Raw genomic sequence first — 25,999 nt, 5'->3', positions numbered from 1 at the left:
TTTTATGCCAGAGTGCTGAACTTGATCGGCCTTTCAGCCCTCAGATAACAAGACATTGACCCACAAGGAGCATCCTCGCATGCGTCTGAATACCCTGTTCGCCGTCGTCGCCCCTATCGTTATGCTGCTGCCGTTGACTGCCCACGCCGATTGGCCGAAGGGCGAGCGCGAGAAGTACATGGCACAGTGCACTCAGGCTGCGACCCAACAAATCGGTGCTGCGGCAGCGAAATCTCATTGTGCTTGCGGCGCTGACGCCATCAAGTCTTATCCGGCCAGCGACATTCAGGCGCTGATGGACAACAAGGCGACCCCTGAATTGCAGCAGAAAGCGCTGGGCCAAATCGCCAAATGCAAGGCAAATACACCGGTGAAAAAGTGATCAAAAAAGTCTTTTGAATCGACTCAGCGCCTCTAAAAAGGGCTGAATTTGAGCCTTTTCGGAGGATTTATGCAGGTTTTACAGGTTTTTTTATTGTCTTTACGTTCCGCGCAAACCCTTGTAAACCGGGGCTTTCAGCCGAAACAGGCAGTAAAGAAAACACGACTGATTGGCAAACAGCACGTCCGGGGGGCTACCAAAGCGAACATTTCGACTATGATACTCCGGTGTGCCCAGTTGGCCTGAGCAGCACAGCACTACTGAAAATATATGTTTCTTGGAGATACACCATGTCTAATCGCCAAACCGGCACCGTTAAATGGTTCAACGATGAAAAAGGCTTCGGCTTCATCACTCCTCAAGGTGGCGGTGACGACCTGTTCGTACACTTCAAAGCTATCGAATCCGACGGTTTCAAAAGCCTGAAAGAAGGCCAGACCGTCTCCTTCGTGGCTGAGAAAGGCCAAAAGGGTATGCAAGCTGCACAGGTTCGCCCAGAGTAATTTCTCGGCGCACTAAAAAAACCCCGTCCATGTGACGGGGTTTTTTATGCCTGCAACAAAAGCCTTGTGAAATTAGCCGCAGTTGACGCGGGTGATCACCAGGTTGTTGTCGGTGTTGAGGTTCAAGCGATCGGAACGGTACTCAAGCGTGATCATGTCGTTCGGCTTGAGGAAGCGGGCATTCTGCGCGCCTGCTTTGGTGCGGGCTTGCTCCAGCAGTTCCGGCGAGGCTTTCTTGCCGATGGTGAATTGCGCTGCCGAAGCATCACAGCGGCTGTGACCGGCTTCGGTCGCCACGGTATCCTTTGCCGACTCGCTGGAGGTCGTGCTGCAACCGGCCAACATGGCAGCGGCCATAAGTGCACCCAGTGTCGCGAACTTCAAAGGCATGAAGCCTCCTTATTTCAAAAAGTTAAGCTGAGATCGTGCGACCGCCATTCCGGCGTTTGGTTTCACGGGCGATGCCATCACCCTGCCCCACGATCGGAAAAACGCCGAGTGTGCCTGAGCGGCGTTCATGACTTCATCAATCAATCGTGACTGAATATTAACGGCGCTCAATAGACGTCGATGTAGTCAAACGGCGGATTCGGCCAGTTGTCCTTGAGCGCGTTGAAAATCTGCATCACCCAGACCTCATCACTGGCCGCGACATTGCCCACATAGCCCGAGCCCTTGGCCCAGGTTTCAAGGCGAAACAACAAGCCGTCGATGTCCTGCCCACCGGTAATACCCGAAGAAAGGTAAGCGATGCCGCCCTTGGTTACGCGCAGTTGCGTATGTTCGTCATCACTGGCTGAAGCGAGCAACTGGCGCACCGCGTCGAGCGTAAGGCCGTCAGGGGTATTCAAATCGATCTGCACAGCACGATCCTTGGAAAGCCGGAAAAGACCAAGTGTCGCATAGCGCTCCGCTCATGCCTAAGTCGCAGTGCCAAACGCCCGACAAAATGGTTAACTCGGCACACAGACTTCCCGACTTTTCGAGCGCACCTCATGACCACCATCAGCATCGACGCCGACATCAAAGCCAAATGGGCAGACGGACACAGCTCCTATAGTCCGGGGACGACGGAAGAATTGGCGCTGATCGGGATCGATTTATTGGTCAAAGAGCTGGGCACGGAAGCGGCCAAGCAATTCATCAAGCAGATTTTTGAGCGTTACCCGAGCGAACAGGTCGAGCACGCAGAGAAAGGGTAAACACCCGCAGGCTTGCACCTGCGGGCTTAAGACTTATTTCAAGCGCTTCAGGCGCTCGGTCAGCAAGTCGAAGAAGCCCTGAGCGTCACCGTTTTCAACCCAGAAGGCATTCTTCGGCGCTTTCAGGCCGTCATACCAGTCAACAACGGTCTGGCCGAAAGTCGGGCCTTCACGACTATCAACCACGACATTCACCGAACGACCGGTGAACAGCTCAGGCTTGAGCAGGTAAGCGATGACGGTAGCGTCATGCACCGGGCCACCCGGGATGCCGTAATGCTCCATGTCGCCTTTGATGTACTCGTTGAGGATGTCGCCAACAATCTTGCTCGCATTGTTGTTGAGCGCAGCGATCTGCTTCAGGCGTGCGTCGCTGGTGAGGATCTTGTGGGTCACGTCCAGCGGCAAGTAGGTCAGTTTCACGCCGCTTTTGAGTACCACTTCAGCCGCTTGCGGATCGGCAAACAGGTTGAATTCGGCCACCGGGGTGATATTGCCGCCATTGAAGTGCGCACCGCCCATGATCACCACTTCCTTGATGCCCTGCACAATCTCGGGCTCCTGGATCAGCGCCAGAGCCAGGTTGGTCTGCGGGCCGAGCATGGCGATGGTAATGCTGTGCGGCTTGGCGCTCTTCAGGGTATCGATCAAGTAGTTGACAGCATTGCCTTGCGCCAGGCCTTTTTTCGGCTCATGCACGGTGACACCCGACAGGCCTTCCTTGCCATGGATGTTTTCGGCGTAGATCGGCGTGCGCATCAGCGGCTTTGGTGCACCGGCGTAAACCGGCACATCCTCGCGACCTGCCCACTCGCGAGCCAGACGTGCATTACGCGAGGTTTTGTCGAGACGCACGTTGCCGGCAACGGTGGTCAGCGCGCGAATGTTCAGTTCTTCTGGCGAGGCCAGTGCGAACAGCAAAGCGACCACGTCGTCAGCACCCGGGTCGGTGTCGATGATCAGGTCGATTTTTTCCGCCGCCTGAGCGCCGGTGGCAGTGATGACGGACAAAAGCAGCAGACTCCGGAGCAAATGGTGCAGTTTCTGAGCATAGCGTTGCATGGCGCATTCCTTGTGCTGGTGAAATCAAAAGTTAGAAGGTGACCCCGGCGACCAGCACGATGTTGCAGTACGGCTGGCATTCGCCCGTACGAACAATCGCTCGCGCCTGTCGGCTAAGAACCTTGAATTGCTCATGACTGAGCAGATCGCGGCGCCCCAAAGCGCCCTCTTCGTTCAACGCGTCCAGCGTACTGAGCGCCGTCGGTTGCTTGTCGAAAATTTCTTTAGCCAGCGCATGGCTTTCCACCTGCATCTCGCTGAGCACGACTTTCAACGTGCTGACGAAATCCGGCACGCCATGGGTCAGCGCCAGATCGATCAGCTCGACACCCGGCGGCACCGGCAGCCCGGCGTCACCAATGACTACCATGTCGCCATGGCCCAGGGAGGCGATCAATCGCGACAGGGCGACGTTGAGCAGAGGAGTCTTTTTCATGCGGGTTTAAACGCCTGTACGTCGGATTGGGTGGGAATGGACGGTTGCGCGCCAGCGCGAGTGACCGACAGCGCGGCGGCAATCTGCCCGTAGCGAATCGCTTCGGCCTCGGACTTGCCAGCGGCCAGCGCAGCGGCGAAACCACCGACAAAGGTGTCCCCCGCTGCCGTGGTGTCGACGGCTTTCACCTTCGGCGCCGGGAAATGCTCGAAGCTTTGACCATTGGCGAACAGCGAACCTTGCGCGCCGAGGGTGATGATGACTTTGCCCGCGCCCATGGCGATCAGGTGGCTGGCCGCTTTTTCTGCGGACTCCAGCGAGTCCACCGGCAATCCACTCAACGCGGTCGCTTCGCTTTCATTGGGAATCAGGTAATCAATGGCGGTGAACCAGTCAGCGGGCAGCGGGCGGCTAGCCGGTGCCGGATTGAGGATCACGGTTTTACCGAGTGCGCGGGCACGTTTGAGCGCATGGCCCACGGTTGCGTCGGGAATTTCCAGTTGGCAGATGACCACGTCGGCCGCCTGCAACACCGCATCGAACTGGTCGATCACCGCAGGCGTCATCGCGCCATTGGCCCCGGCGACGATAACGATGGCGTTCTGACTGTTGTCATCGACCACGATCAACGCCACACCGCTGGAATCCTCAACGACACTCACTGCCTGGTAATCGATCTGCTCGGCCAGCAAGGCGTCGCGCAATTGCACGCCATAGTCATCGCTGCCCACGCAACCGACCATCGCCACCTGCGCGCCCAACCGGGCAGCAGCGACGGCCTGATTGGCACCCTTGCCGCCGGAAACCGTGGCGAAGGAATGACCGATCAGCGTTTCACCGCCGACGGGAAGGCGTGGCGCCCGGGTCACCAGATCCATGTTCAGGCTGCCTATTACCACTACATTTGCTGGCATACATCACTACTCGTCAATTCGGTTTCAGCGGTATTCGGTGAACACGCCGGACAGCGGCGCTGTCGATTCGCGCAGGACAATACTCGGGGTCACGATGCGTTGATCGGTGCCCAGATTCGGGGTGGCAATCCTTCGCAGCAGTACTTCGGCCGCCATCTCGCCCAGTTGCAGGATCGACTGGCCGACGGTGGTCAGCGCCGGGTACACGTAACGGCTCATCTGAATATCGTCGAAGCCGATCACCGACAACTCGCTCGGCACGCGCACGTTGCGCTCAGCCGCCGCGCGCAACACGCCGATACCGATCATGTCGTTACCGGCGAAAATCGCGCTCGGCGGATTGTTTTCCAATAGGATCGCCGCCGCGTTGTAGCCGCCGGTGCTGGTGAAATCGCTTTCCAGCATGCGTTCCTGCCGGACTTCGATACCGGCCTCTTTCAGCGCTCGGCAATAACCGGCCTGACGCATCTGCGCCACGCTGGTAGTCGCCGGCCCACCGATGGTGGCGATGTCGCGATGGCCCAATTCCAACAGGTGGCGAGTCGCGAGGTAAGCGCCGTATTCGTGGTCGATGCGCACCAGATCCGCGTCGACACCGTCCAGTCCCCGGTCGACGATGACCATCGGCGTTTTAACACCGGCCAAGCCTTGCGCCAGACCGCTGTCACCCCCGGCGGAGGCGACGATCAAACCGTCGATGCGTTTTTCCAGCAGCACGCGTAAATAACTGCGCTGCTTTTCCGGGTTGTCGTCGGAGTTGCAGAGGATCACGCAGTAGCCGTTACGCTCGCAATAATCCTCGATGCCCCGCGCCAGCTCGGCGAAGTACGGGTTGAGACTATTCGGCACCAACAGGCCGATGGTCGCAGTGGTTTTGGCTTTCAGTGAGCGCGCCACGGCACTCGGCACGTAGTCGAGGCTCTTGATCGCCGCCTCGACTTTCAGCCGCACTTCCTGGCTGACTGGCCGGGTTTTGTTCACCACATGGGACACGGTCGTGTAGGAAATCCCCGCGAGCGCCGCCACATCCTTGATCGTTGCCATAAGTCTTTCTCAGCCCCGTCGACTGGCGCGTTGACTGCGATAAGTGTCGAGCACCACGGCAATGACGATCACCGCACCGGTGATGATGCGCTTGGTCGGCTCGCTCGCGCCAATCTGCGCCAGACCGGCCGCCAGCACCGAGATGATCAATACGCCAAAGAACGTGCTGATCACCGAACCGCGTCCGCCCATCAGGCTGGTGCCGCCGATGACCACGGCCGCAATCACTTGCAGCTCAAGGCCAGAACCGGCGTTCGGATCCGCCGCTTCCAGTCGCGAAATCTGAAACAGCGCCGCGATACCGGCCAGCAACCCCATCAGGCTGAACACCAGAATCTTGTACGGCTTCGGATTGATCCCGGCGAGGCGCACGGCCTCTTCGTTGGTGCCGATGCCGATCAGGTAGCGACCGAACACGGTGCGGGTCAAAACTGCTTGGGCAATGATGATCACCAGCAAGGCAATGATGAACGACGGCGAGATACCGAACGCCACCGGATTCGACAGCCAGGCGAACGAGTCACCAATGTACGCGGTGCGCGACCCGGTCATCTGATAGGCCAGACCCCGAGCCATTTCCAGCACACCGAGGGAGACGATGAACGACGGAATGCGCCAGGCCACGGTGATCGAACCGGTGACGGTACCGGCCAGTGCTGCCACTGCCATGCCGAGCAACGCCGAAGGCAACACACCCCAGCCCCAGCCGAGAATCGCCACGCTGACCGTCGACGCCGCCAGCGCCAGCACCGAGCCCACTGAGAGGTCGATGCCGCCGATGATCAGCACGAACGTCATGCCGACCGCCAGCACCATCAAGTCCGGAATCTGGTTGGCCAAAGTGCTGAAAGTGTTATAGGACAGAAAATGGCTGCTCAAGACCGAGAACAGCGCAATCATCGCCAGCAAGGCCCCGGCCAGGCCCAGATAAGTGCCCAGACCGTAGAAATTGCCACTACGTTTGCTGGCAGGAGATGCAGTTTTCATGGGAGATCCCTAGGCGCCGCTTCGTTGAGCAACGCATCACGTTTTTGGTAGCCGGCGAATGCGGCGGCAAGCAAATCATCCTGAGTCCAGCTGTCACGCTCGAAGGTGTCGATCAGGCGCCCCGCCGACAGCACACCGATGCGGTCGCAGATCAGCATCAACTCACGCAGATCGCTGGAGACCACCACCAGCGCTTTGCCTTGGCGAGTCAGTTCGCCGAGCAATGCATAAATGTCGAATTTGGCGCCGACGTCGATGCCTCGGGTTGGCTCGTCGAACAGCAGTACCGAGCAATCGCGCTCCAGCCAACGGCCGATCACGACCTTCTGCTGGTTGCCACCGGACAACTCTGAAACAAGCTGTGTCGGGCTCGAACTGCGGATGCGCATGGCGTCGATCTGACGCTTGGCCAAGGCGATTTCATCGCTGTTATTAACGACGCCGCCACTGGAAATTTCCGGCATGTTGCCCAGTGCGATGTTGGCGCTGATCGACTGACTGAGCAGCAGACCTTCGCCCTTGCGATCTTCGGTGATCAGCGCGATACCGTTGCGCACCGCATCAACCGGCGAACGCACGCTGACTACTTTGGCGGGCGAACCGAGGGCGATGGTGCCGCTGTCGGCCAGATCCGCACCGAAGATCAGCCGCAGCAATTCCGTGCGCCCTGCCCCGATCAATCCGGAAATCCCGTAGATCTCGCCGGCGCGCACTTCGAAGGAAACATCGCGAACCTTGTCGGAGCGAGTCAGGCCGGTGACCGTCAACGCTGGCGCGCCAATATTGCGCGCGCCCATATCAATATGCTCGCCCAGCTCGCGGCCGACCATCAGCGTGACCAGTTGCTCGCTGTTGTAATTGGCCATCGGCTCGACGCAGACCAGATTGCCGTCACGCAGCACGGCGATGCGCTGCGCCACACGGGCAAGCTCTTCGAGGCGATGGGAAATGTAGATGATCGAGACGCCGCGCGCCTGCAATCGGGTGATCTGCTCAAAAAGCATTTCGACTTCGCGCGCCGTCAGCATCGCGGTCGGCTCATCGAGAATCAGCACATGGCAATCGCCGATCAGGTTGCGGGCGATTTCAACCATCTGCTGATGGCCGATGCCCAGCTCGCCGACCAGTGTGTCCGGGTCGATCGCGTCGAGGCCGACTTGCGCCATCGCTTCGATCGCCGCTTTACGCAGTTGCTTGCGACTGATCCAGCCACCGTTGCTCGGCAAGTTGTCGAGAAACAGGTTCTCCGCCACCGACAAGGTCGGCAACAAATTGAGTTCTTGCATGACCATGCGCACGCCAAGCTCTTCGGCCTGAGTACGACTGCCCGGGCGATAGTCCTTGCCCTGAAACTGCATCTGGCCGGTGGTCGGAGTGACCAGTCCGCCAATGATTTTCGACAAGGTGCTTTTGCCGGCGCCATTCTCGCCGGTCAGCGCCAGCACTTCACCGCGCATCAGCGTCAACTCGATGCCGGTCAGCACCGGTTGCGCATAGGTCTTACCGATACCGCTGACCGAGAGGACAGCGTTCGGGGCGGAAACTGACATAAAAACTCTCCATGCGCTCGCCCGGACGGACGAGCGCCGTTGTGCCGCCAGAAGACTTACTTGGTGACCAGCTCGACCGGCGTTTCGATCACGCCATTCGGGCCGCTGTCGACTTTCTCGCCTTTGATGATTTTCAGCGCAGTCTCGATGCCGAATACAGCTTGTTTGGCAGCGTATTGATCAGCAGTGGCGAGCACACGACCGTCCTTCAGCATCGGCTTGATCGCGTTGATGTTGTCGTAACCAACGACCTGCACCTGACCAGCCTTGCCGGCGGCACGTACGGCGGAAACGGCGCCAACGGCCATGCTGTCGTTACCGGCCAGCAGTGCTTTGACGTCCGGGTATTCGCTGAGGATCGAGGCGGCAACCTTGTTGCCCTTGTCGATTTCCCAGTCGCCGGATTGCAGCGACACCACTTTGATCTGCGCCGCGTCCATCGCGTCCTTGAAGCCCGCGGTTCGTTGCTGGGCGTTGGTGGTCGTCGACACACCTTCAATAATGCCGACTTCGTCACCGGCCTTGAGCTGCTTGGCCAGGTATTCACCGACCAGACGCGCGCCTTTACGGTTATCCGGGCCTACGAAAGGCACGCTGATGTTTTTGCTTTTGACGATTGCCGGATCAAGTTGATTATCGATGTTGATCACGGTAATACCGGCGTCGACGGCTTTCTTGATCACCGGCACCATGGCCTTGGAGTCAGAAGGCGCGATCACCAATGCGTTGACCTTGGCGAGAATCATCTGCTCGACGATGCGCGTCTGGCCGGCGGTATCGGTTTCATCTTTGATGCCGTTGGAGATCAGATCGAAATCGGCGGAGTGTTCTTTCTGGTAGGCCTTGGCGCCGTCTTCCATGGTCAGGAAGAATTCGTTGGCCAGGGATTTCATGACCAGTGCGACTTTAGGTTTTTCGACAGATTCGGCGAACGCCGAGGAGACAGGTAGCGCGGCGGCGGTGGCAGCCAGCATAGCGACAGCAAGAAGACGTCCAGCGAATGGCAGCTTCATGGGTTCACTCCGATCTTATGATTATTGTGAGCAAAGGTTGCGCTGGCGTAAGCTGCGTGGTCTTCCCTACAAGGGAAACCAGCCGATAAAGTCGCGCAAACGTTTGCGTAGACCGAACTATGCGAATCCCGCCGACATTTGTCAATAAACAGAAATCAGTATTTTGCGGCAGGGCAAGTCATCGGACTCGCCCTCGTCTCATGCCGTGGTATTGACCACGCTGCCGGTGCTCGAACCCTTGGCCATCTCTTTGACCAAGCTGGCCGCCACCTCCATAAGCGCTGCGTTGGTATCGGCGATCTGCCCCTGAATCGACATGACTGCGGTAGTCTTGGCTTCCGGAGTTGGATACTTAGCGGCTTGCGCGGCGGCTAGTTGCTGCTGCTGTTCCTGCAACTGCTTTTGCAGTTCCTGCATGCGCTTGAGCAGCAGTTTTATGGTGACGCTTTGATTGCCGCCGCTTTCAGCCTTGCTCTCTTCCTGCGCCGGCCCGCCGGTTCTCACCGTTTTGCTATCAGCCTCTTCCTTGCCCACTGCATTGGGTGACGCTTCTGCATCCGCTTTGGCCAGCGCATCGATCGTTGCCGCCGTTTTACCACCGATGGTGACCGCGCCGGGGTTGGCAAAACCGACTGTCAGTGACATGTGAAACTCCTGAAAAAATGGATTCCTTGAACAGGCATCGGCCTGCCTGACGCTTTCTTTAATAAGACGCTGGAAACGTCGGACTCCCGACAGGCAATCAACATCGCCATGCTTTTCGGTGAGCCGAACATAAAAGCCCGTTCTGTTCGGAAAGCCGGATATGCACTTGGTTACGACACGCTATCGATCGAATAAATCATGATATAAATCATTAACTTAAACATTTTTCTCAAACACAGTACGAATGGTACAGATCCTGCTCCCTACCCTGCACCCCGGCATCCAGATCGGCCGGGGCGCATCTAGATGAACCTGCATCAGCACCGTCTCACTACTAGAGAGAAAAATAATGAAATCTGCTTTCAACACTTTGGTTCCGGGCGCTTTGGCCCTCCTTATGCTCCTGCCCACCGCCCTCCAGGCAAAAGAAGTCGAAACCCAGACCAAACTCGCCAACGTTGTGGTGCTTGCCACGGGCGGCACCATTGCCGGTGCGGGTGCCAGCGCCGCCAACAGCGCGACGTATCAGGCGGCCAAGGTCGGCGTCGAGCAATTGATCGCCGGTATTCCCGAACTGAGCAAACTGGCGAACGTGCGTGGCGAACAAGTCATGCAGATCGCGTCCGAAAGCATCACCAACGACAACCTGCTGCAACTCGGTCGTCGTGTCGCCGAACTGGCTGACAGCAAAGACGTCGACGGCATCGTCATCACCCACGGTACCGACACCCTCGAAGAAACCGCGTACTTCCTCAATCTGGTCGAGAAGACTGACAAGCCGATCATCGTTGTCGGTTCGATGCGCCCAGGCACCGCCATGTCCGCCGATGGCATGCTCAACCTGTACAACGCCGTGGCCGTGGCCAGCAGCAAAGACGCGCGCGGCAAAGGCGTACTGGTGACCATGAACGACGAGATCCAGTCGGGTCGCGACGTCAGCAAAATGATCAACATCAAGACCGAAGCATTCAAAAGCGCCTGGGGCCCGCTGGGTATGGTCGTTGAAGGCAAATCCTACTGGTTCCGCTTGCCTGCCAAGCGCCACACCATGGATTCGGAATTCGACATCAAGAACATCAAGAGCCTGCCTGACGTAGAAATCGCCTATTCCTACGGCAACGTAAGCGATACAGCCTACAAAGCCCTGGCCCAATCCGGCGCCAAAGCAATCATCCATGCCGGCACCGGCAACGGTTCGGTGTCTTCCCGCGTGGTGCCAGCGCTGCAAGAGCTGCGCAAGGAAGGCGTGCAAATCATTCGTTCGTCCCACGTCAACGCCGGCGGTTTTGTTCTGCGCAACGCCGAACAGCCTGACGACAAGTACGACTGGGTGGTTGCTCACGACCTGAACCCACAGAAAGCCCGCATTCTGGCGATGGTCGCGTTGACCAAAACCAACGACAGCAAAGAGCTGCAGCGGATGTTCTGGGAATACTGATTGACCTTCGCCCGATCATTTCTCGATTGGGCACACTTCACACCACTCGTTTACCGGGCGAGTGGTGTGTCGCTCACAACCCTTCTGCATTTTTCCTACAAAAAAATCGACTCGCCTCACATTAAAATCAAAAAGCCGCTGTCAGAGGATTTTCTTGAATTTTAAGCAGTTGCGAAAATGCCTACAGTTAAATACTGTATGCACGTACAGCTTAATAAGGATAACCTCGTGGCCACCTCCCCTGATGCTCCTGACGCCTTTGAACGCATGGGTATGCGCGTTCAAAAGATCATCAATTCCCCTACCGCACAAAAAGCCAAAGCCGCACTGATCTTCCGTCTGCCGGACGAGCCGATGGATGACTGGGAGCGCTTGCTTGAGGAAATCGACGAGAACGACAACGTTACCCTCGCCTATCGCGACGATGGTGGTGTGCAGATTTTTTGGGTTGTGCCGAAGGAAGATTGATTCAATGAGTGTCCGCTGTTTTGTTCTGCTGTTGTTGTCGTTCATCGCTCTTGGCGCACAGGCCGGAGCGCCACGCACGTTTTCTGAAGCCAAGAAGGCTGCGTGGAAGCTCTACGCGCCACAGTCCACGGAGTTTTATTGCGGGTGCAAATACTCCGGCAACAAAGTGGATTTGAAGGCCTGCGGTTATGTGCCGCGAAAGAACGCCAAGCGTGCGTCGCGCATCGAGTGGGAACACATCGTGCCGGCCTGGCAGATTGGTCATCAGCGCCAATGCTGGCAGGACGGCGGCCGCAAGAATTGCACGCGCTACGACCCGACCTATCAGAAGGCCGAAGCCGATTTGCACAACCTGGTGCCGAGCATTGGCGAGGTTTATCTGCTAGCGGTCATCTGAAAGCGTTTTGTTGACATACCTCCTCCCTGTTCTACGCTTTCAGGTAGTGCTTCAGAGGAGCATGCCAAATGCGTTTGCAAGAAGTGGAGAACATCGATTGGGCAGGAGGAGTGCTTGGGGCTTACGTCCTTCTCAAGGATGGGCAGCTTGAGCAAGACTCAATCATCCTAGCTCCTAGCCTGTATCTATTGCAGGTAGCAAGGCAGAGCCCCGGCAAGCTAACGGTACGTGCTGCCGGGTACGATCTGAAAAAATACTTTGAAGCATTAGCCCAAAGCGGACGCCGATGGCAGGACATCACCGATGGTATGATGTCGGGTTATTTAGAAAGCACGTTACATCATGATTTAGGACTAAGCGAAAAATCGATACAGCGCCATTGCGCGAACTTGAATGGTTTCTACAAGTTTGCAGAAAGTCGCGGCTTGATCAGCCATGCTTGCGACTTCAGCTTCTTATATCACACCATCAATGGCGAAACAAAAATCGGTAGAGGCAAAAAAAACTTTAATCTAGCCCTTAATAAAAAATATATAAACCAAGAAATATTTGAAATTCTTCTTTCTAATGTAAATGAAACTCCAGGTTTCCTGCGGGCACGAGACGAACTAATATTAGAAATCGGCCTGCACATGGGCCTTCGTGCTTCTGAGGTTGTAGATCCTCTTAACTTTAAAATTTCAAAAATAAAAAATACTTTAAACAAAACCGGAGAATCAGGAACTGATTCAACGATAACTAATATTTTCGGGAAAGGAGGCAAGAAACTTCGCGGTGTTGAAATGCATCCGATTATTATTGAAAAAATCAGAAATTTTTTAGAGAAACATCGTCACAGCATACCAGGCGACCAATTAATATGCACAATCGATGGTTTCTCATTATCAGAAAGCCATGCAAGTAGGGTCTTCAATAGAGCAAAAAAAATCTCTATCCCAGCCATAAAAGAAAAAATTAAGGATCTAAGCAAACTTGAGACGGCGCCTTTCACAATATCATTCGCATCGGCAAAATCTTTAACATTTCATTGTTTGAGGCATACGTTCACTACTAATTTAGTTACCTTCTGCTATGCCCATGGGATCGATCCTAAATTCTACGTACCTGAACAGTTAGGTCATTGCGATTGGCGAACTACTAAGCAGTACATTGTGTTCGAGGCGAACGTATATAACCGTGACCAAACACGCAAAAAATTAAGTCCAGTCATGGGTGCATAGATGAATACCCCCGATAGAAATACCAATTCCGAATCTTCATTAAAAATTATCGATAACACTATCGCACATATCGAATACAAAGGTAGATGCAAAAAGATAATATATAAGACAATCTCTATACCCGCCAGATTTAGCACCATGCTTTTTCTTCAAATCATAATTCAATTTTTGAAGAACAAAACTGAAGAAAATTACGAATACCTGTATAAATTTTCCAGTGAAGCTGAGCGTTTTTTTGAATATCTAGATGATCATTACAAAACTCCAAGCGAAATTCCCACCATAGTTCTTCAGCTTTTCGCTACCTATTTATCTAAGGAAAAAAGTCAGAAACCATCCAGTATCCGTACATCATTAGGAATTCTGCAAGTAATGCTGGAGTGGGCGCTTGATGCATCTTGGATGAATACTGTTGACCACAAGGAAAGAGCTTTCTATTTAGCTGTCACGTCTAGTCGCCCCTCTATTCCTAAGTCTGACGAGTTAGATGGGAATGATCCCGCTATGTCAGAGCTTCTGCCATCACATAATTTTGATGACGGACAGCTTCTAATTTCCCTCCAAAGTTTCTGCTTCGGCTTTTTGAAAATATTCCAAGACCATAGAGCGACTATTTTAAATTATTCAGAAGTAAAAGAGCGCTTGGCTGAACTCCAACAGAACCCGACAAAGGATATAGACTGGCACTTTAAACTTCCAAACTCGCAAGACTACGATGCGATTTTTAACTCTATTATATTTAGCCAAAATGAAACATTGATAGAGCGGATAATTTTCTCCAATGAAAAATTTCGAAAGATTAGCCTCGAATCAGAAAGTACCGACTCACTGGAAACCCACTATAAAAAAATAAAAACTTGCGTCAGAACCAAATCCACAGGAACAATTCTACCCATATCAAAACTGACGGAATCCGCGCAGTACTTGACTTTTGAGGGCTTAGACTTACGTAGTCTTCTATCTGCTTGTGAGGCTGAAGAGATATGCCTTAGGTGGCTACTCGCAAGTGACCGAATTCAGCTCTCAGGTCAAGAATTGCTGACTTTGGAGGATGTGGATGTAACAGTTACTCATGCAACAGTGAATTACCTCAAAAACAGGGCAGAACCTAGAGAACGTGTATCAACAATGCATCATAGGGCAAGCTGGCAATATAAAATCCTATCGTATTATAAAAAACTAAAAATTCGCTTTGACGAGCTATATCCAACAGTAGCACAACGACCTGGCATGTTCTTTCAATATGAAACCCCATTCTCACGCCGACAGAACCTAAGCTCGATTTCTTACCGCCCATTATTTTTGGCTTGCTGGCCTCAAACCCACGCCGCTATCACGATAAACGATAGCAATCCAGGGGCAGATTACTTTCAAAAGTATTATCAACTTCTCATTCAAAAAAACAGCGTGCATTACCGTAACCGAAAAGCAGCAAATTCTCCCCGCTTAGACTGTGATATTGATGATGCGCCTCAAAATAATTCGGGAGAAATCACCAATACGTCTTTAACGGCGAATGTAATAGGGGTATCGCGCACAATCGTTAGCTATGACCATCCCGTGTCTACTTCTCCCTATGACCGCTTCTCTCGCGTCGAGGTTTCTGCAGACTCTACCGCACACACGCCTTGGACGAAAGAGTTCATCTACAAGCATCGTAGCATGACAGTTCATAGAATCACGGCACGAGGTAATTTTGTTGAAGCGGTAGGCCATCTCCAGGTCGTCGATGCTCAGAAACTAGCGTTTCTCGCCGAAAAAACCAAATGCATCACACTAGACGAAATAAACGACGTTCTGGGTCTAAAAATCAACCTATTTTCTAAAAACGCAATATCCGATTTCAATTATTTGGTAACACAACTCGAAGCAAAAAATTATACCTGCACGCCATTTGGTTATTTTCAATCAAAGAAAAACAAGAATAGAATTATTATTATACTACCAGTAACAGCTGCTCTAATAATCTCATATAAATTTACATGTGAGAGTGAACTCACAAAGGCAGACAGTGCCGAACGAAGAATGGATATCGCATTAAAATATGCCTATGCTGACTTTATTCTTACTAAATTCGACCAGCGTACAATTGAAGAAGGCAAGTCAATTTTAGCAACGCATAAGCTTCCGACGCCCTTCATTTGAGGTGCATAATGGCTACTAAAAATACCTTTGGCGACGACAAACTACTGATTCACGATATTATTACTAAAAAAAATAGATCAATCACTTTTGACTGGCAGTGTAATAACAACAAACGCCATTGGGCGCAGCAGTTGCTTCTGCAAACATCCTGCGTGGTAGGCAATGATCGCAAAGGGCCCATATTAGTAAAATCGGCAACACAATTCTGGAACACCACTCAACTTTTGAAAAAATTATGTGAACGTTGGGAGATATCAAATCCTCACAAGCCTCTTTGGAACTGGAGCAGACATGAGATAATTGAGCTTCTGAGACTACTCATGCAAAGGAATCAAAACAAAAATGGTGAAATACCTTTTTATTCATATAGCGTTTTTTCAAACTTCACTTCGCTACTTAGCCTGAGCAATTCAGCGAAAGCGCTCGGTAAAATCAATGATGGATGTAGCTTTCCCATAACAACTAAAATCAAACGAGAGGCTGCAGAGTCGCTGTTGACTTATCATGGCATTACATACGGCGAATGGATGCGCGGTGAAAGTTATCCTGCTGTTCCATTCTGCATAGCTTCTTTCATGCTATCCAGATCAATTGACATTATTGAATCCACCAAAACTCAAATTGCGGAATGCATTTTTGAGACGTGGCGATCAAACTACCCCATCGATATTAACTCGTGGTTTTCCAGAGATGGCAACCATGACATAGTCGGTCGCTTTCATACTTCCCAAAATGACTATTATGGATTAAATTCGTTGCTTAAAAGTCGAAATTTATTTATATCTTGCTTACCATGGAAAAACTCTAAAGAGTTCATGAGTTGGTGCGACAAAGTCATCGATGCCGCGTCAATAATCTGCTTTACTCAAACAGGCCATCGCTACTCAGAACTTATTTCAGCTCGCTCCACCGATCAAGGTACTAATCCTACAAATGGTACGGCATTATTATACGAGAACCTGGACAAATCATATGGAGGTATCCGAGTTCCCCGGCCAATACCTAAGCTGACTAAAAAAGCGGTAGACATCGCGTGGAATCTTTCATTTTTCGACTCAACCAATCAGCCTCTTTGCGTAATTCATAGAACCAATCGCGTCAATATCAGCCAAGACCTCATAGGAGGTAGTCCTATTCAAGATAAATACTTAACCAACGGTTATGGTTTTGATCATATAACTCTCATAGCTAGGATAAACCGATACTATAAGGAAGAAGTTTTAGATTTGGTACCAGAAGCGAAAACCGTCCACCCCAAAATAACATTTCATCAATTTAGGCATTCATTCGCGGAGTTCGCGTTACGTAGGTTTGATGAGGATGTACGGGAAAATATTCGCGAACATTTCGTTCAAACTAGCTATACATCGACAGATATATATCTTAGAAATAAACTAAATGAAGAAGTCCGCTCCATTGCTGAAAAAAACTACCTTTACGAGATTATAGGAAAAATAGCAGAGGGAGTATTGGACGAAAAGTTCTGGGGCCCTGCCTATATCAGGCTTAAAAATGAGATAAACAAAATACAGTTTCTGACTCTCGAAGAAGCTGAGAAGCAGTACCTAGGGCTGATCGATACCATTGAACGGATTGTAGCGTTCGAATGGGGATATTGTGTATATTTTAAAAATTCAAAGCGCGAAGCTCGTTGCCGAGATCCGCAAACCGGAATTCCGCAAATAGAAGGGGGAGCATGTGCAGAGCGTTGCACTGGGTGCCCTAATAACATGGGGAACACTATCCAAAAGGACAACCTAATTCGCTGTAGCATTCTTCATTCTGAAATCGCTGCGAACCATGAGATCAAAGCTCTCGCAAAAATTAGTGAAAACATGGCTTCACAAATCTCCAAAAGAATTGGTGTTTAATCATGGTAATCCGGCTCAGCGACTTTCGAACTCCTCCGCCACCTCGTGAGATACCAGACTGGGTAAAAACTCAAACTACTAAAAAATTATTTAATGCGGCAATCGACGAGTTTGAAATAATTAAGCAGAAGGCAAAAACACCTGCCAACCTTAAAATCAAAGAGCGTCACATAGTATTGAGGCAACTCGCATTACGATGTGGCGTTAGCCCAAGCACCATAACCCAACGTCGTCAACCTGACTTGATAGCACTCATTCAATCATTAAATTCCGATCTTGATATGTTTTTTCAAAGCGCAACAGCGGCCAGCTACTCTAGTGGTCGGAAACTCACAAAACAAGAACTGATAAGGCAGAACCGGGAACAAAAGCTTGAAATAGATCGTTTAACAAACCTTCGCTTAGTAGAGGCATTAAGCAGTGTGCTTGATAGTGAAATTCTCGAAAATAGCCGTACACAGGTCGTGACAATTAATCAGTTAAAAGAGGAAGTGCGCAGGCTCAATCGGGTTATCGCAGAGCAAGGGTTACTGAACCAACGATATATTGATAACGCATAGTAAGACTCTTTTGAAGTATCTGTTTACAGTCAGCCAGACGGCTTTGAATCGCATCGCACTGACCGTTCGTCGCCAGATCCAAACACGTCAAAAAACAGGCACATTATAAATCAGTAACTTGCATGACAAAACCTGCCGATTAAAACGTATATTGATAGCCAGAGTCTATCATTTGATTGCCATCAATAAAATAGTGAATTATACCTAATTGACTGCTTCAAAAGCGCAGTTTGAGTTAGGTGTATACATGGCCAAAGACTGGGGATACAAAGACACAATTCTGAACTCTCTCGCACAAGCTGCGTTCCTCGATATGGGCAGTGTGGAGCAGCTTGAGTTGCTGACGCATACCGCAATATTACTCTGGAGATTCGATGATAATATTCGGCCTTGCGCACCGTTGGATCTAGCTGAAAATCTTTGTAAACCGTTAGAAACATGGCTTCCCCCGCTTGTTCTGCTAGGCTTCAGAGGAGCTTTGATTGTTAACGGCGCTCCTCATGTAACAGCGCACGAAATTCTGCTAGAGACGAGCTCCAATCTTTTAGTTGATCGAGATAAGGAAATCGATAAATTAGTACAAACAGCTAACCAGGCCTGCGGCGCGAAAAATTTCAGAGAGCTGGTAAACACTTACAAAACGCCTTCTGTAGTTGATCAAAACACGAATATCCCAAAGGGATTATTTGACAGGATTTACAGGCCTGTTTCAATATCGAATTACGAAGGATATCTGCCTGTTTGCCCTGTTTGCAAATCACGGCCTTACATAAGCAATGACCGCTATTACTGCGAGTCTGTTATTTGTAATCAACGAATTGGCTATGACATTCAGACCTACAAATCCATTCCATTTCGGACTTACAGACTTAGATTATCCAAGGTTGTCGCCGTACAACCTCACGAACACTCAATCCTTTACTCTAAAACCGTGGCGATGCCGCTTCACATGGAGTTCAATATACGCTCTAAACTCTACCAACTGAACAGTATTTACCCTCGACTAGAGTTCCATGAAAATGCCACGTCCCCAGGATTCATCGCGACGTACGGCTCGCTGCAAATTAAAATTGAGCCTATCGCCCTTAGAAGGCCAGCGTCTATTTTAGAGTATTTCTCGAACAGTCCTATCCAGCACAAGTATTTAATTATCGTCCCCTCTGCCCACAAACATTTATTTAGTGGATTTAAACGAAGCTCGCTCACTAATTACGTTGTCGGCACTGCAAGTGGTTTCACGACAACTTTATCAGCTTACTTCAACCTAAAAAAACCTGACCAAATTCCATTAAGGTAAAGTGTCCCACCTCCTCCTCTGGCCATCCTGCTTCCTGCGTCTCGCGGTGACACCTGAAGGCGCTGATTACCTTAGTCATCAACGGCCTACCAGATTATAAGTCAGCGGCTCCGTTTAAGATTCTTGCCCCATGGACTTCCAGGACATCTTAGCGCCCAATGACATCGCAACACGCCATATTCTGAGGGTCGAATGATTTGGCTGTTATGGTGCATGAGAACCGCCAAAACCGGCACCACCCTCAATAATGCCGACATTGAAATTGGGCGGAGCAATGCTCATAGTTTTTCCACACCTTGGGTTTAGATAATCTTCACGCATCGACAGACTTCGTAGGTGAGCCAAGATGAACAACAAACAACGTAAGCTCCTAAAACGGGTACGTGAGAATGGCCACATCAGCATAAATCTCGCCGCCAATTGGGCCCATGTTGAGCAACGTACTTGGCGGTCGTGGGAGGCTGGCGACGACAAGGAGACAGCCCGCTCTCCCTCCCCTGCTGCGTTGTGGAGTTTCTTCGCCCGCTCTGGTCTCGAAGTACAGACTCTTGAGGAAGAAACTATGCGCAAGCCACGCGGCTTGGCGTTTTCTATTTCGAGCTCCAAAGGTGGGGTTGGCAAAACCCCCATCACCCTCAATGTTGCGGCCTGCTTGATAGAACTAGGTTTTCGCGTCGCGATAGTGACAGACGACTTGGTATTCCGCTGTGCATGTGAGGACGAAGAGCAACCGAAGCCAGGTAGCTTGGTCAGCAAAGTTGACTTCTATGATGAGCTCGACCTGATTACCTTCCCCGCCGCAGTAAAGCAGCGGCGCAGGGAGATGCGTGAGCAGCTGGCCAGCCTGCCACCGCATGAGGAGGCAATCTTCCGCTCGCATCACGCTGAGGCGCTCGAAGCTCTGGAACGTAAACAGCGAGCTACCGAAAAGCTCAAAGAGCTTATCGCCAGATACGACTACGTGCTGATTGATATGAATCGAACTACCGAGCTGATACGGCGATTCTCTAACCTGGTCGCAATCATCATTGACACGAACTGCTGGATGTCCGTGCGCAGTGCCAAAAAGTTTGCTTCCGCTCTGCGTCAAATCAAATGTCGTGAAACGACACCTAGCTATTTTGGCTTGCTCACCCACTGTGACGTAGGCGGTGTGAGTAAGGAGCTAGAAGAGTTCATTGGTGATCACTTAACGCTAGACAATGCGCAGAGCGAACGACTCGATGCGGCGAGGCACGCAAGCTGCCGAGCCCGTGAGCGCGTACTGGAGCAGATCGAGACACTCGACTTCCCGCATCTCAAAACTGAATTAACCAGTGCCTTCAGCATAGCGACTGATATGTACGAACAAAATGCTAGCGACCCACAAGAATGTGGTTACTTTGATTCCCTCCTAGACTTCGCTCCAAGATCCCACGCTGCCCGTGAAATTCGTCGACTCACTGACGAACTGATCAACTGGCGCCTATAGGATTGCACGATTACGGCGCCCTCAGAATCGACAAAGAAGACGTCCTGGGTGTGCGCCTGGCCCTTCACAACCTCCACGGTGAGTTCTTTGGTCATAAAAAAACGATGCGTATTCGTTCAGCGCATTTTAATGCGCTGTCACCCATCACACGCTATAACCATTAACGCCCCCTGAGGTAGGCAGTCGCTCAAACTATCATATTTGCTTCCTTCATTCGTCCTCAGGGGCGGCCCTAATGTAATACCCTCCCCCCCAAAGCCTTCCACAGTATGAGGGAACGTCATTCGGACACTGCGAGTGCAGCACAGCGAAATAACTGCTCCGGATGCCAAACCTTTCTTGTAACTGCTTGGAGAGCTCTACGGCTATGTCTTGGCGCTCACGGAGATCTCGGTGAGGATCCAATTCGTCCAGAGAAGCGAGATAGCGTCCCTGATCGTTCACCTTGACCCGACCCGTCTTTATCAAGGCCCTAACGTATCGGTGGGTATTATCCTCAAACCAGAGCCAGCAGCCCCCTTTTTCCACTACAGTTTTCTTGGGAGTCGAAGATTCAAAAGTCAACAGACGAGATGAAAAATCGAGCCAAGAAACGTGAGCCTCCAAAGTTGAAATTGCCATACATGATTTGAAATCAAAACAGGCCTCGGAGAAGGCAATTCGCATATCTTTCTCGCCTAGATCACCGATGTTCGCTGGAAGCATGTCGCAGACTAGGATGTGATCAAAATGTGTTTCCGAAACGACTCCCCTGTCGATCAAAGAAAGAATGTCGTACTGAAGTTTACGGGCCGCCGCCAGGTTCGGGACTACCACACCAATTCCCGACCATTTTTTCTGGGATAGCTTAAGTCCAGGGATAGTGTTGCCTTCCACCCCATCCGTCTCAATCTTATCGATACAACGATCATAGTTTCCGGGGTAATGCCAGCGCCACTCTGAACTCCAATTTAACTGATCAGAGAGGTTATCTTCGGCGCCGACGTATCTGAAGTGATTCTGGACATCCTCACGTCCCTCCAGCTGAAGCGCCGTTTTGTCCTGCAGGTTCGTCTGCCCATTAGGCCAAGGAGCGAATGGCCTAATGCCGCCCTTCTCCGCGATCTCTTTTGGGAAAGTGAGGGCGTATTGAGTCGCTGCCTCATTGTTCGGACGTAAACGATCGCGTACAGCGATCAAGTCAGCAAGATTGAAGTTCGTAAAGCACACGGCCGGTTGCGAGCCATGAATAGCCCTCTTGCCCTCCCTGATGCCAAAAGTGGCCCAAAGGTGTCGGAAACGCACAGCAACCCTGAGAAGAAAACCAGCCGACCATTGGTCATCATCATTCTGGCAGTTCAGTGGGAACCCTTCAGGGACAAACTCCGGACAAGACTTACCAGTCAGATCAACATTTCGAAAATAGTGCGCAATACGTGGAGTAGTCCTCAAGTCGATTTTTTTAGGCATCTCATAGGGCTCCACTTTCCAAGGGCAATGTACCGACACCTTCAAAGTATTTTTGAAGGTTGTGAATTTAGATTAACTAGCCGACTTACAAAACATAGACGCAAGCAACCAACGACGCAAGTATCCCACCGACATTTTTCTAAAATTCTCCGACCCCATTAATAATATAAATATTGAAACATCAAAATAAATTGCCTCGACAGCCATCAATAAAGCAGGAAATAACGATATCATTAATTTTCAAAACCAATCTCCACTACGCTATAAAAATATCAATATTGTGAAAACTAGATAGCTGGAGAGGCAGCAAATTAATTGGATTTCACAACTTGGAAACAGCGTAGAAAGCCCTAACCACGCCTTGATCGGTTAAAGCTTTTAAATGGCGCTGAGCATTTCTTCGCGACTTGGCTAGTGTCCTGGTTCCTGGCCGGATACAAAGACCCCTGCAACGGACGGAAACATTAATCCAACCGCAAATCGCTGTCCTGCCGGCGTCACCTGCTGAAAGCCTTGCGGATTGACTACCCTGACACTCGAAGATAACGAACATGGAATGTTTGTTATGCAGAGATCTGTCCATGCCTATCGATTTATTTTCCCCTCAGGTCGCTGCCTCTGCTCAGCACCCACTCTTTCAGATGATGAAAGGTGACCATTACAACCCTGAACGCGCCGTGCTGCCTCAGTGGGCTGAGGGCTTTGAAGATCGTGATCGGAAATTCGTCAGAGACTTCAAACCTCCTCGAATCGTCATTCTGGGAGCTGTACCTGTTTGCGGCTCTGCGGGAATGGGGTCTACTGAGTGATCTTCGTTACCATGCGCCTGACTTCGTCGTAAAAGGGTCAGCACCATTTTGCCTGGAGGCAACGACCGCGAATCCGCCGGCTGGCGGGCAGCCACCATATGGTTTCTCTATGACCCTTCCGCCAACAGATTTCACCGACTTCAATATCGAATCCACCTTGAGGATTTGCAACAGCTTCGATACCAAGGTCAAGAAACACAGAAACAGCTACTCAAAACTCGCCCACGTTCAAAACAAACCGTCATCGGCATTGCATCATTCAACAGACCTAACGCACATTTTGCAGCTGGGCTGCCCAATCATGGCAGCACTCTATGGGTTGTACCATGACGAGTCAGCTACAAGACCCGACGATGTTTATGTACAGCCATACAACGTTACTGCGGCCCCGAAGAATGCCAATACGAACATCGACGTAGGGTTGCTCTGCGATGACACTTATACCGATGTATCTGCGGTTGTTTATAGCAGCCTAGATACGTGGGGAAAGCTTAGAGCCTTGGCCGAGAATCCAGACGTTCTCTCGGTGTACACTACGCTCCACCCCAGGAGGCTGATACCAGTCGTGCGCACCTCGCTGAAACAGGACTACAGCGAACATCTGATGGATGGACTGTACGTGCTCCACAATCCCGTTGCTCGGAATCCTATTCCTTCCGTGCTACTGAGTCATCCCAGAGTGTGTGCAGTAAATGTCGCCTAGGATGGAGAACTCATCATCAATTCCCCGGATGATTTTTTGCTATTGAGGGTGTTGAGCTCCATAAACCGATGACCGACATGGGCATTCCGATGATGAACTCGGTGAATTGCCCTTCCGTCGGCAGACGTTAAGCCGTGCGTATAATGCGCACCCCCTAATCTCCCAATGGTTTCCAATGAAAAAACTGCTGTCCGTAGTAACGCTCACCCTCGCAGTAATTACCCCCGCCTTCTCTAACCCTCCCTCGACCTTCTCCGAAGCTAAGGTCATAGCAAAGCAGAAGATCTACCTCGACCAGGCAAACAGTGCAATGGGCGAGCTGTATTGCGGCTGCAAATGGACATGGGTTGGTAAGTCGGGTGGCCGGATCGATGCTGAATCTTGTGGCTATCAAGCCAGGAAACAACAGAACCGCGCTGAACGGACTGAGTGGGAGCACATTGTTCCCGCCTGGACGTTCGGTAACCAGCGTCAATGCTGGCAGAACGGAGGTCGAGAACATTGCGTTAATGATGATCCGGTATTCCGAGCAATGGAGGCAGACCTGTTCAACCTCTATCCATCCGTTGGGGAGGTGAATGGCGACCGCAGTAATTTCAACTATGGAATGGCCACCGGGGTCGCACCGCAGTATGGACAGTGCAAGACCCGGGTTGACTTCAATCAAAAAGCTGCAGAACCGCGTGACGAGGTCAAAGGCCTGGTCGCTAGGACTACTTTTTACATGTTCGACAGATACAAATTGAGCATGTCTCGTCAGCAGCAACAGCTTCTGATGGCTTGGGACAAGCAGTACCCGGTTTCAGCGTGGGAGAAAGAGAGGGATCGACGCATTGCCGCAGTTATGGGGCATTCCAATCCATTCGTTACCGGCGATCGTCACTGGACGCAAGGATACAAGGTGATTGGTGATGGAGTGGTTAGCGCCCTTCCCGTTAGTCCTCCACGAGCCGCAGCCCAGCCAATCCTAGCGAGCGTGACCGGGGTCAGTACGATCATTGGTAATAGAAAGAGTCAGGTGTACCACCTCTCAATGGGGTGCCCTAGTTATGGTCAAGTATCGGCGAAAAACCAAATTGCATTTGATTCTGAATCTGATGCTCGTGCGGCGGGTTATCGAAAGGCGGGCAACTGTAAGTAGCTGCTCCTCACGGAGAAAATGCAGGTATGGCAGTTAGACTACTCAGAGCTTTATGGGGCAAGGAACACCTTAGCGGAGGGCAAATGCAGGCATGCTCTCTCCCTCCAGCTGAAAGCAAAATGAGAAGCTTAGAGATCGGACTGAAATTACTGACCAGCCAGAGCTGATGCACACCGCCGATGCAGCCATGCGTTTGAAAGCCGCTCGCGAGCAGTAGCTGAAGCTACAAACCAAGCTGTTTACCCTACTAGCATCCGGTCGATCTCGCAGCTCGCGAGACTCAGGCGTAATGAGAATGGTGTGTCTGAGCTCTGAGCCGAAATCAGCTTTCGCCGTAACATTAACCTTGATGAGCGCTTAGCGTGCCTAAATCGGTTTGCCTGGAGAAGAGAAGGGAAGGGAAGGCCAAAGCTGGCCTTCCTTTTCAGGGCGGCTGCAGCGTTGAGATCTACCGGATTCAGGTGAGCTAGGCTTATCGTTAGACCGAACTTCTTGAACACAGCATGTTTGCGACCCCGCAGGGGGCAGGTTGGCAGGTTGGCAGGTTCATTATTACCGACGCTCGTCCCTCCAGCACGGGGCTTTGCTCGCCAGTTAGCTAAACAAGAGGGATTTCATAGCGACATATGCAAGCGCCACCATACAGGCGAGATGAATCAACAAAAGTACGGTGGGATTACGAGTAAGGAGAAGTAATGGAGAAGGCGCAGCGCGCCTGACTAGAATATTCATGCCCCCGCTCACTATGATTAGGAGAAACATGGTGACGATAAATAACGCAAGGAGACCAAACTCTTTACATTCAATCTTGATCTGGAAAGCAACCAAGATAAATGAGGACAACATAGTAACTGCGGCCCCTAACAACCACAAAGAAAGATCGCCAGCAAGACGGCGGATTACGCCCGCAACCCGCCCTTTCATGCGATCTTTATTTTCTTGTTTTTCGACAGTCTCTTCCAGATCTTTAAAAAGCAGGGCGGGAAGACAAAGGAGTAAAGCCGCGCTACCCAAACTGTTTACCAGTTTTACGAGTGATTTCCCCATTCGGTCAAGGTAATCCAGCGGGTCAATGGCCATAACGGCGATAGCGTAGTACGCCGCAAGCGTTGAGATCAACGCCCAAACAATTGCTCTGAAGATCAAATCGCGGTACAGCTTGCGTTTCAGCCAGTCATCAAATTCGTTTTTATCAGTTGCCACTTAGTGCTCGCCCCATTTGGAGAATCAATGAAGGCCAAATGATATCACACAACCTGACAGCTCAATCCTTGGTGTAAAAGATTCAATAA

General features: G+C 51.3%; 25 protein-coding genes and 1 pseudogene. 14 read left to right on the top strand and 12 right to left on the bottom strand.

Translation table 11 applies throughout. The features are described 5' to 3' along the window. Nucleotides 1-79: 79 nt before the first annotated feature. Nucleotides 80-382: a hypothetical protein gene (locus GVL50_RS20190; protein WP_159814883.1), complete on the top strand. Its 303-nt coding sequence runs from the start codon at nt 80-82 to the stop codon at nt 380-382. 290 nt (nt 383-672) lie between these two features. Further along, a complete protein-coding gene (locus GVL50_RS20185; protein ID WP_003179963.1) occupies nt 673-885 on the top strand; it encodes a cold-shock protein in 213 nt (70 codons plus the stop codon). A gap of 72 nt (nt 886-957) precedes the next feature. Here GVL50_RS20185 and GVL50_RS20180 read toward each other — a convergent pair whose 3' ends face one another. Together GVL50_RS20180 and GVL50_RS20175 are read right to left on the bottom strand one after the other, a co-directional pair. Beyond that, nucleotides 958-1,275 carry an I78 family peptidase inhibitor gene (locus GVL50_RS20180; protein ID WP_159814882.1) on the bottom strand — a complete coding sequence of 106 codons (318 nt, stop codon included), beginning with the start codon at nt 1,273-1,275 and terminating at the stop codon, nt 958-960. A 167-nt stretch (nt 1,276-1,442) separates the two neighbouring features. Further along, nucleotides 1,443-1,748 carry a hypothetical protein gene (locus GVL50_RS20175; RefSeq protein WP_159814881.1) on the bottom strand — a complete coding sequence of 102 codons (306 nt, stop codon included), beginning with the start codon at nt 1,746-1,748 and terminating at the stop codon, nt 1,443-1,445. A 132-nt stretch (nt 1,749-1,880) separates the two neighbouring features. On the opposite strand from GVL50_RS20175, the gene GVL50_RS20170 reads away from it, so the two are divergent. Then, nucleotides 1,881-2,087, top strand: coding sequence for a hypothetical protein (locus GVL50_RS20170; RefSeq protein WP_053118994.1), 207 nt, complete (start codon nt 1,881-1,883; stop codon nt 2,085-2,087). 33 nt (nt 2,088-2,120) lie between these two features. On the opposite strand, the gene GVL50_RS20165 is transcribed toward GVL50_RS20170, so the two are convergent. The 8 genes from GVL50_RS20165 to GVL50_RS20130 all read right to left on the bottom strand — a co-directional run bounded on the left by GVL50_RS20165 (nt 2,121) and on the right by GVL50_RS20130 (nt 9,738). Then, a complete protein-coding gene (locus tag GVL50_RS20165) occupies nt 2,121-3,149 on the bottom strand; it encodes a nucleoside hydrolase (protein ID WP_053118992.1) in 1,029 nt (342 codons plus the stop codon). A gap of 31 nt (nt 3,150-3,180) precedes the next feature. Next, the gene (gene rbsD / locus GVL50_RS20160) at nt 3,181-3,585 is read right to left on the bottom strand and encodes a D-ribose pyranase (protein WP_053118990.1); all 405 of its coding nucleotides are present in this window, start codon (nt 3,583-3,585) and stop codon (nt 3,181-3,183) included. After that, on the bottom strand, nt 3,582-4,499 hold the full coding sequence (gene rbsK, locus GVL50_RS20155; protein ID WP_159814880.1) for a ribokinase: 918 nt from the start codon (nt 4,497-4,499) through the stop codon (nt 3,582-3,584). Before rbsK ends, rbsD begins: the two co-directional genes overlap by 4 nt. Nucleotides 4,500-4,523: 24 nt before the next feature. Further along, complete coding sequence (locus GVL50_RS20150; protein WP_159814879.1) at nt 4,524-5,543, bottom strand: LacI family DNA-binding transcriptional regulator; 1,020 nt, start codon at nt 5,541-5,543, stop codon at nt 4,524-4,526. Nucleotides 5,544-5,552: 9 nt separating this feature from the next. Next, complete coding sequence (locus GVL50_RS20145) at nt 5,553-6,530, bottom strand: ABC transporter permease (RefSeq protein ID WP_053118984.1); 978 nt, start codon at nt 6,528-6,530, stop codon at nt 5,553-5,555. Further along, nucleotides 6,527-8,080 (bottom strand): sugar ABC transporter ATP-binding protein, encoded by a 1,554-nt coding sequence (locus tag GVL50_RS20140; RefSeq protein ID WP_159814878.1) that lies wholly within the window; start codon nt 8,078-8,080, stop codon nt 6,527-6,529. The genes GVL50_RS20145 and GVL50_RS20140 overlap by 4 nt, the downstream gene beginning before the upstream one ends. Nucleotides 8,081-8,136: 56 nt before the next feature. Further along, complete coding sequence (locus GVL50_RS20135) at nt 8,137-9,093, bottom strand: sugar ABC transporter substrate-binding protein (RefSeq protein WP_159814877.1); 957 nt, start codon at nt 9,091-9,093, stop codon at nt 8,137-8,139. A 198-nt stretch (nt 9,094-9,291) separates the two neighbouring features. Continuing rightward, entirely contained in the window at nt 9,292-9,738 is a 447-nt protein-coding gene (locus GVL50_RS20130; protein WP_159814876.1) for a hypothetical protein, read from the bottom strand. Nucleotides 9,739-10,087: 349 nt separating this feature from the next. Here GVL50_RS20130 and GVL50_RS20125 point away from each other — a divergent pair, with 349 nt between their 5' ends. The 9 genes and pseudogenes from GVL50_RS20125 (at nt 10,088) to GVL50_RS20085 (ending at nt 20,605) form a co-directional block, all read left to right on the top strand. After that, nucleotides 10,088-11,176 carry an asparaginase gene (locus tag GVL50_RS20125; protein WP_159814875.1) on the top strand — a complete coding sequence of 363 codons (1,089 nt, stop codon included), beginning with the start codon at nt 10,088-10,090 and terminating at the stop codon, nt 11,174-11,176. Between the two features lie 198 nt (nt 11,177-11,374). Then, nucleotides 11,375-11,644, top strand: coding sequence for a DUF1654 domain-containing protein (locus GVL50_RS20120; protein WP_371262368.1), 270 nt, complete (start codon nt 11,375-11,377; stop codon nt 11,642-11,644). Between the two features lie 4 nt (nt 11,645-11,648). Further along, a pseudogene (locus tag GVL50_RS20115) lies at nt 11,649-12,020 on the top strand (endonuclease); the annotation flags it as partial. Between the two features lie 89 nt (nt 12,021-12,109). Continuing rightward, nucleotides 12,110-13,261 carry a tyrosine-type recombinase/integrase gene (locus GVL50_RS20110; protein ID WP_159814874.1) on the top strand — a complete coding sequence of 384 codons (1,152 nt, stop codon included), beginning with the start codon at nt 12,110-12,112 and terminating at the stop codon, nt 13,259-13,261. Then, nucleotides 13,262-15,406 carry a hypothetical protein gene (locus GVL50_RS20105; protein WP_159814873.1) on the top strand — a complete coding sequence of 715 codons (2,145 nt, stop codon included), beginning with the start codon at nt 13,262-13,264 and terminating at the stop codon, nt 15,404-15,406. A gap of 8 nt (nt 15,407-15,414) precedes the next feature. Continuing rightward, a complete protein-coding gene (locus GVL50_RS20100; RefSeq protein ID WP_159814872.1) occupies nt 15,415-17,277 on the top strand; it encodes a hypothetical protein in 1,863 nt (620 codons plus the stop codon). A gap of 2 nt (nt 17,278-17,279) precedes the next feature. Next, the gene (locus GVL50_RS20095; RefSeq protein WP_159814871.1) at nt 17,280-17,837 is read left to right on the top strand and encodes a hypothetical protein; all 558 of its coding nucleotides are present in this window, start codon (nt 17,280-17,282) and stop codon (nt 17,835-17,837) included. A 247-nt stretch (nt 17,838-18,084) separates the two neighbouring features. Continuing rightward, nucleotides 18,085-19,134, top strand: a complete 1,050-nt coding sequence (locus GVL50_RS20090) for a hypothetical protein (RefSeq protein ID WP_159814870.1) — start codon at nt 18,085-18,087, stop codon at nt 19,132-19,134. A 346-nt stretch (nt 19,135-19,480) separates the two neighbouring features. Further along, on the top strand, nt 19,481-20,605 hold the full coding sequence (locus tag GVL50_RS20085) for a ParA family protein (protein ID WP_159814869.1): 1,125 nt from the start codon (nt 19,481-19,483) through the stop codon (nt 20,603-20,605). A 210-nt stretch (nt 20,606-20,815) separates the two neighbouring features. Here the strand turns inward: GVL50_RS20085 and GVL50_RS20080 are convergent, their stop codons facing one another. After that, nucleotides 20,816-22,054, bottom strand: a complete 1,239-nt coding sequence (locus GVL50_RS20080; RefSeq protein ID WP_256671899.1) for a DUF4427 domain-containing protein — start codon at nt 22,052-22,054, stop codon at nt 20,816-20,818. A 651-nt stretch (nt 22,055-22,705) separates the two neighbouring features. Between GVL50_RS20080 and GVL50_RS20075 the strand changes: the two genes are divergently transcribed. Continuing rightward, entirely contained in the window at nt 22,706-23,566 is an 861-nt protein-coding gene (locus tag GVL50_RS20075; RefSeq protein WP_256671898.1) for a glycosaminoglycan attachment site, read from the top strand. Between the two features lie 175 nt (nt 23,567-23,741). After that, the gene (locus tag GVL50_RS20070; RefSeq protein ID WP_159814868.1) at nt 23,742-24,707 is read left to right on the top strand and encodes an endonuclease; all 966 of its coding nucleotides are present in this window, start codon (nt 23,742-23,744) and stop codon (nt 24,705-24,707) included. Nucleotides 24,708-25,301: 594 nt separating this feature from the next. Here GVL50_RS20070 and GVL50_RS20065 read toward each other — a convergent pair. Next, the gene (locus GVL50_RS20065; protein ID WP_159814867.1) at nt 25,302-25,910 is read right to left on the bottom strand and encodes a hypothetical protein; all 609 of its coding nucleotides are present in this window, start codon (nt 25,908-25,910) and stop codon (nt 25,302-25,304) included. Between the last annotated feature and the right edge of the window lie 89 nt (nt 25,911-25,999).

This window comes from Pseudomonas sp. 18058, from assembly GCF_902706155.1.
GTDB lineage: Bacteria > Pseudomonadota > Gammaproteobacteria > Pseudomonadales > Pseudomonadaceae > Aquipseudomonas > Aquipseudomonas rustica.
This window is presented reverse-complemented; position numbering and strand designations above follow the sequence as displayed.

Bases quoted from the DNA above. Each gene is read 5' to 3' on its own strand.
- GVL50_RS20190 (WP_159814883.1), top strand. From the start codon at position 80: ATGCGTCTGAATACCCTGTTCGCCGTCGTCGCCCCTATCGTTATGCTG.
- GVL50_RS20185 (WP_003179963.1), top strand. From the start codon at position 673: ATGTCTAATCGCCAAACCGGCACCGTTAAATGGTTCAACGATGAAAAA.
- GVL50_RS20180 (WP_159814882.1), bottom strand. From the start codon at position 1,275: ATGCCTTTGAAGTTCGCGACACTGGGTGCACTTATGGCCGCTGCCATG.
- GVL50_RS20170 (WP_053118994.1), top strand. From the start codon at position 1,881: ATGACCACCATCAGCATCGACGCCGACATCAAAGCCAAATGGGCAGAC.
- GVL50_RS20165 (WP_053118992.1), bottom strand. From the start codon at position 3,149: ATGCAACGCTATGCTCAGAAACTGCACCATTTGCTCCGGAGTCTGCTG.
- rbsD (WP_053118990.1), bottom strand. From the start codon at position 3,585: ATGAAAAAGACTCCTCTGCTCAACGTCGCCCTGTCGCGATTGATCGCC.
- rbsK (WP_159814880.1), bottom strand. From the start codon at position 4,499: ATGCCAGCAAATGTAGTGGTAATAGGCAGCCTGAACATGGATCTGGTG.
- GVL50_RS20150 (WP_159814879.1), bottom strand. From the start codon at position 5,543: ATGGCAACGATCAAGGATGTGGCGGCGCTCGCGGGGATTTCCTACACG.
- GVL50_RS20145 (WP_053118984.1), bottom strand. From the start codon at position 6,530: ATGAAAACTGCATCTCCTGCCAGCAAACGTAGTGGCAATTTCTACGGT.
- GVL50_RS20140 (WP_159814878.1), bottom strand. From the start codon at position 8,080: ATGTCAGTTTCCGCCCCGAACGCTGTCCTCTCGGTCAGCGGTATCGGT.
- GVL50_RS20135 (WP_159814877.1), bottom strand. From the start codon at position 9,093: ATGAAGCTGCCATTCGCTGGACGTCTTCTTGCTGTCGCTATGCTGGCT.
- GVL50_RS20130 (WP_159814876.1), bottom strand. From the start codon at position 9,738: ATGTCACTGACAGTCGGTTTTGCCAACCCCGGCGCGGTCACCATCGGT.
- GVL50_RS20125 (WP_159814875.1), top strand. From the start codon at position 10,088: ATGAAATCTGCTTTCAACACTTTGGTTCCGGGCGCTTTGGCCCTCCTT.
- GVL50_RS20120 (WP_371262368.1), top strand. From the start codon at position 11,375: ATGCACGTACAGCTTAATAAGGATAACCTCGTGGCCACCTCCCCTGAT.
- GVL50_RS20110 (WP_159814874.1), top strand. From the start codon at position 12,110: ATGCGTTTGCAAGAAGTGGAGAACATCGATTGGGCAGGAGGAGTGCTT.
- GVL50_RS20105 (WP_159814873.1), top strand. From the start codon at position 13,262: ATGAATACCCCCGATAGAAATACCAATTCCGAATCTTCATTAAAAATT.
- GVL50_RS20100 (WP_159814872.1), top strand. From the start codon at position 15,415: ATGGCTACTAAAAATACCTTTGGCGACGACAAACTACTGATTCACGAT.
- GVL50_RS20095 (WP_159814871.1), top strand. From the start codon at position 17,280: ATGGTAATCCGGCTCAGCGACTTTCGAACTCCTCCGCCACCTCGTGAG.
- GVL50_RS20090 (WP_159814870.1), top strand. From the start codon at position 18,085: ATGGCCAAAGACTGGGGATACAAAGACACAATTCTGAACTCTCTCGCA.
- GVL50_RS20085 (WP_159814869.1), top strand. From the start codon at position 19,481: ATGAACAACAAACAACGTAAGCTCCTAAAACGGGTACGTGAGAATGGC.
- GVL50_RS20080 (WP_256671899.1), bottom strand. From the start codon at position 22,054: ATGCCTAAAAAAATCGACTTGAGGACTACTCCACGTATTGCGCACTAT.
- GVL50_RS20070 (WP_159814868.1), top strand. From the start codon at position 23,742: ATGAAAAAACTGCTGTCCGTAGTAACGCTCACCCTCGCAGTAATTACC.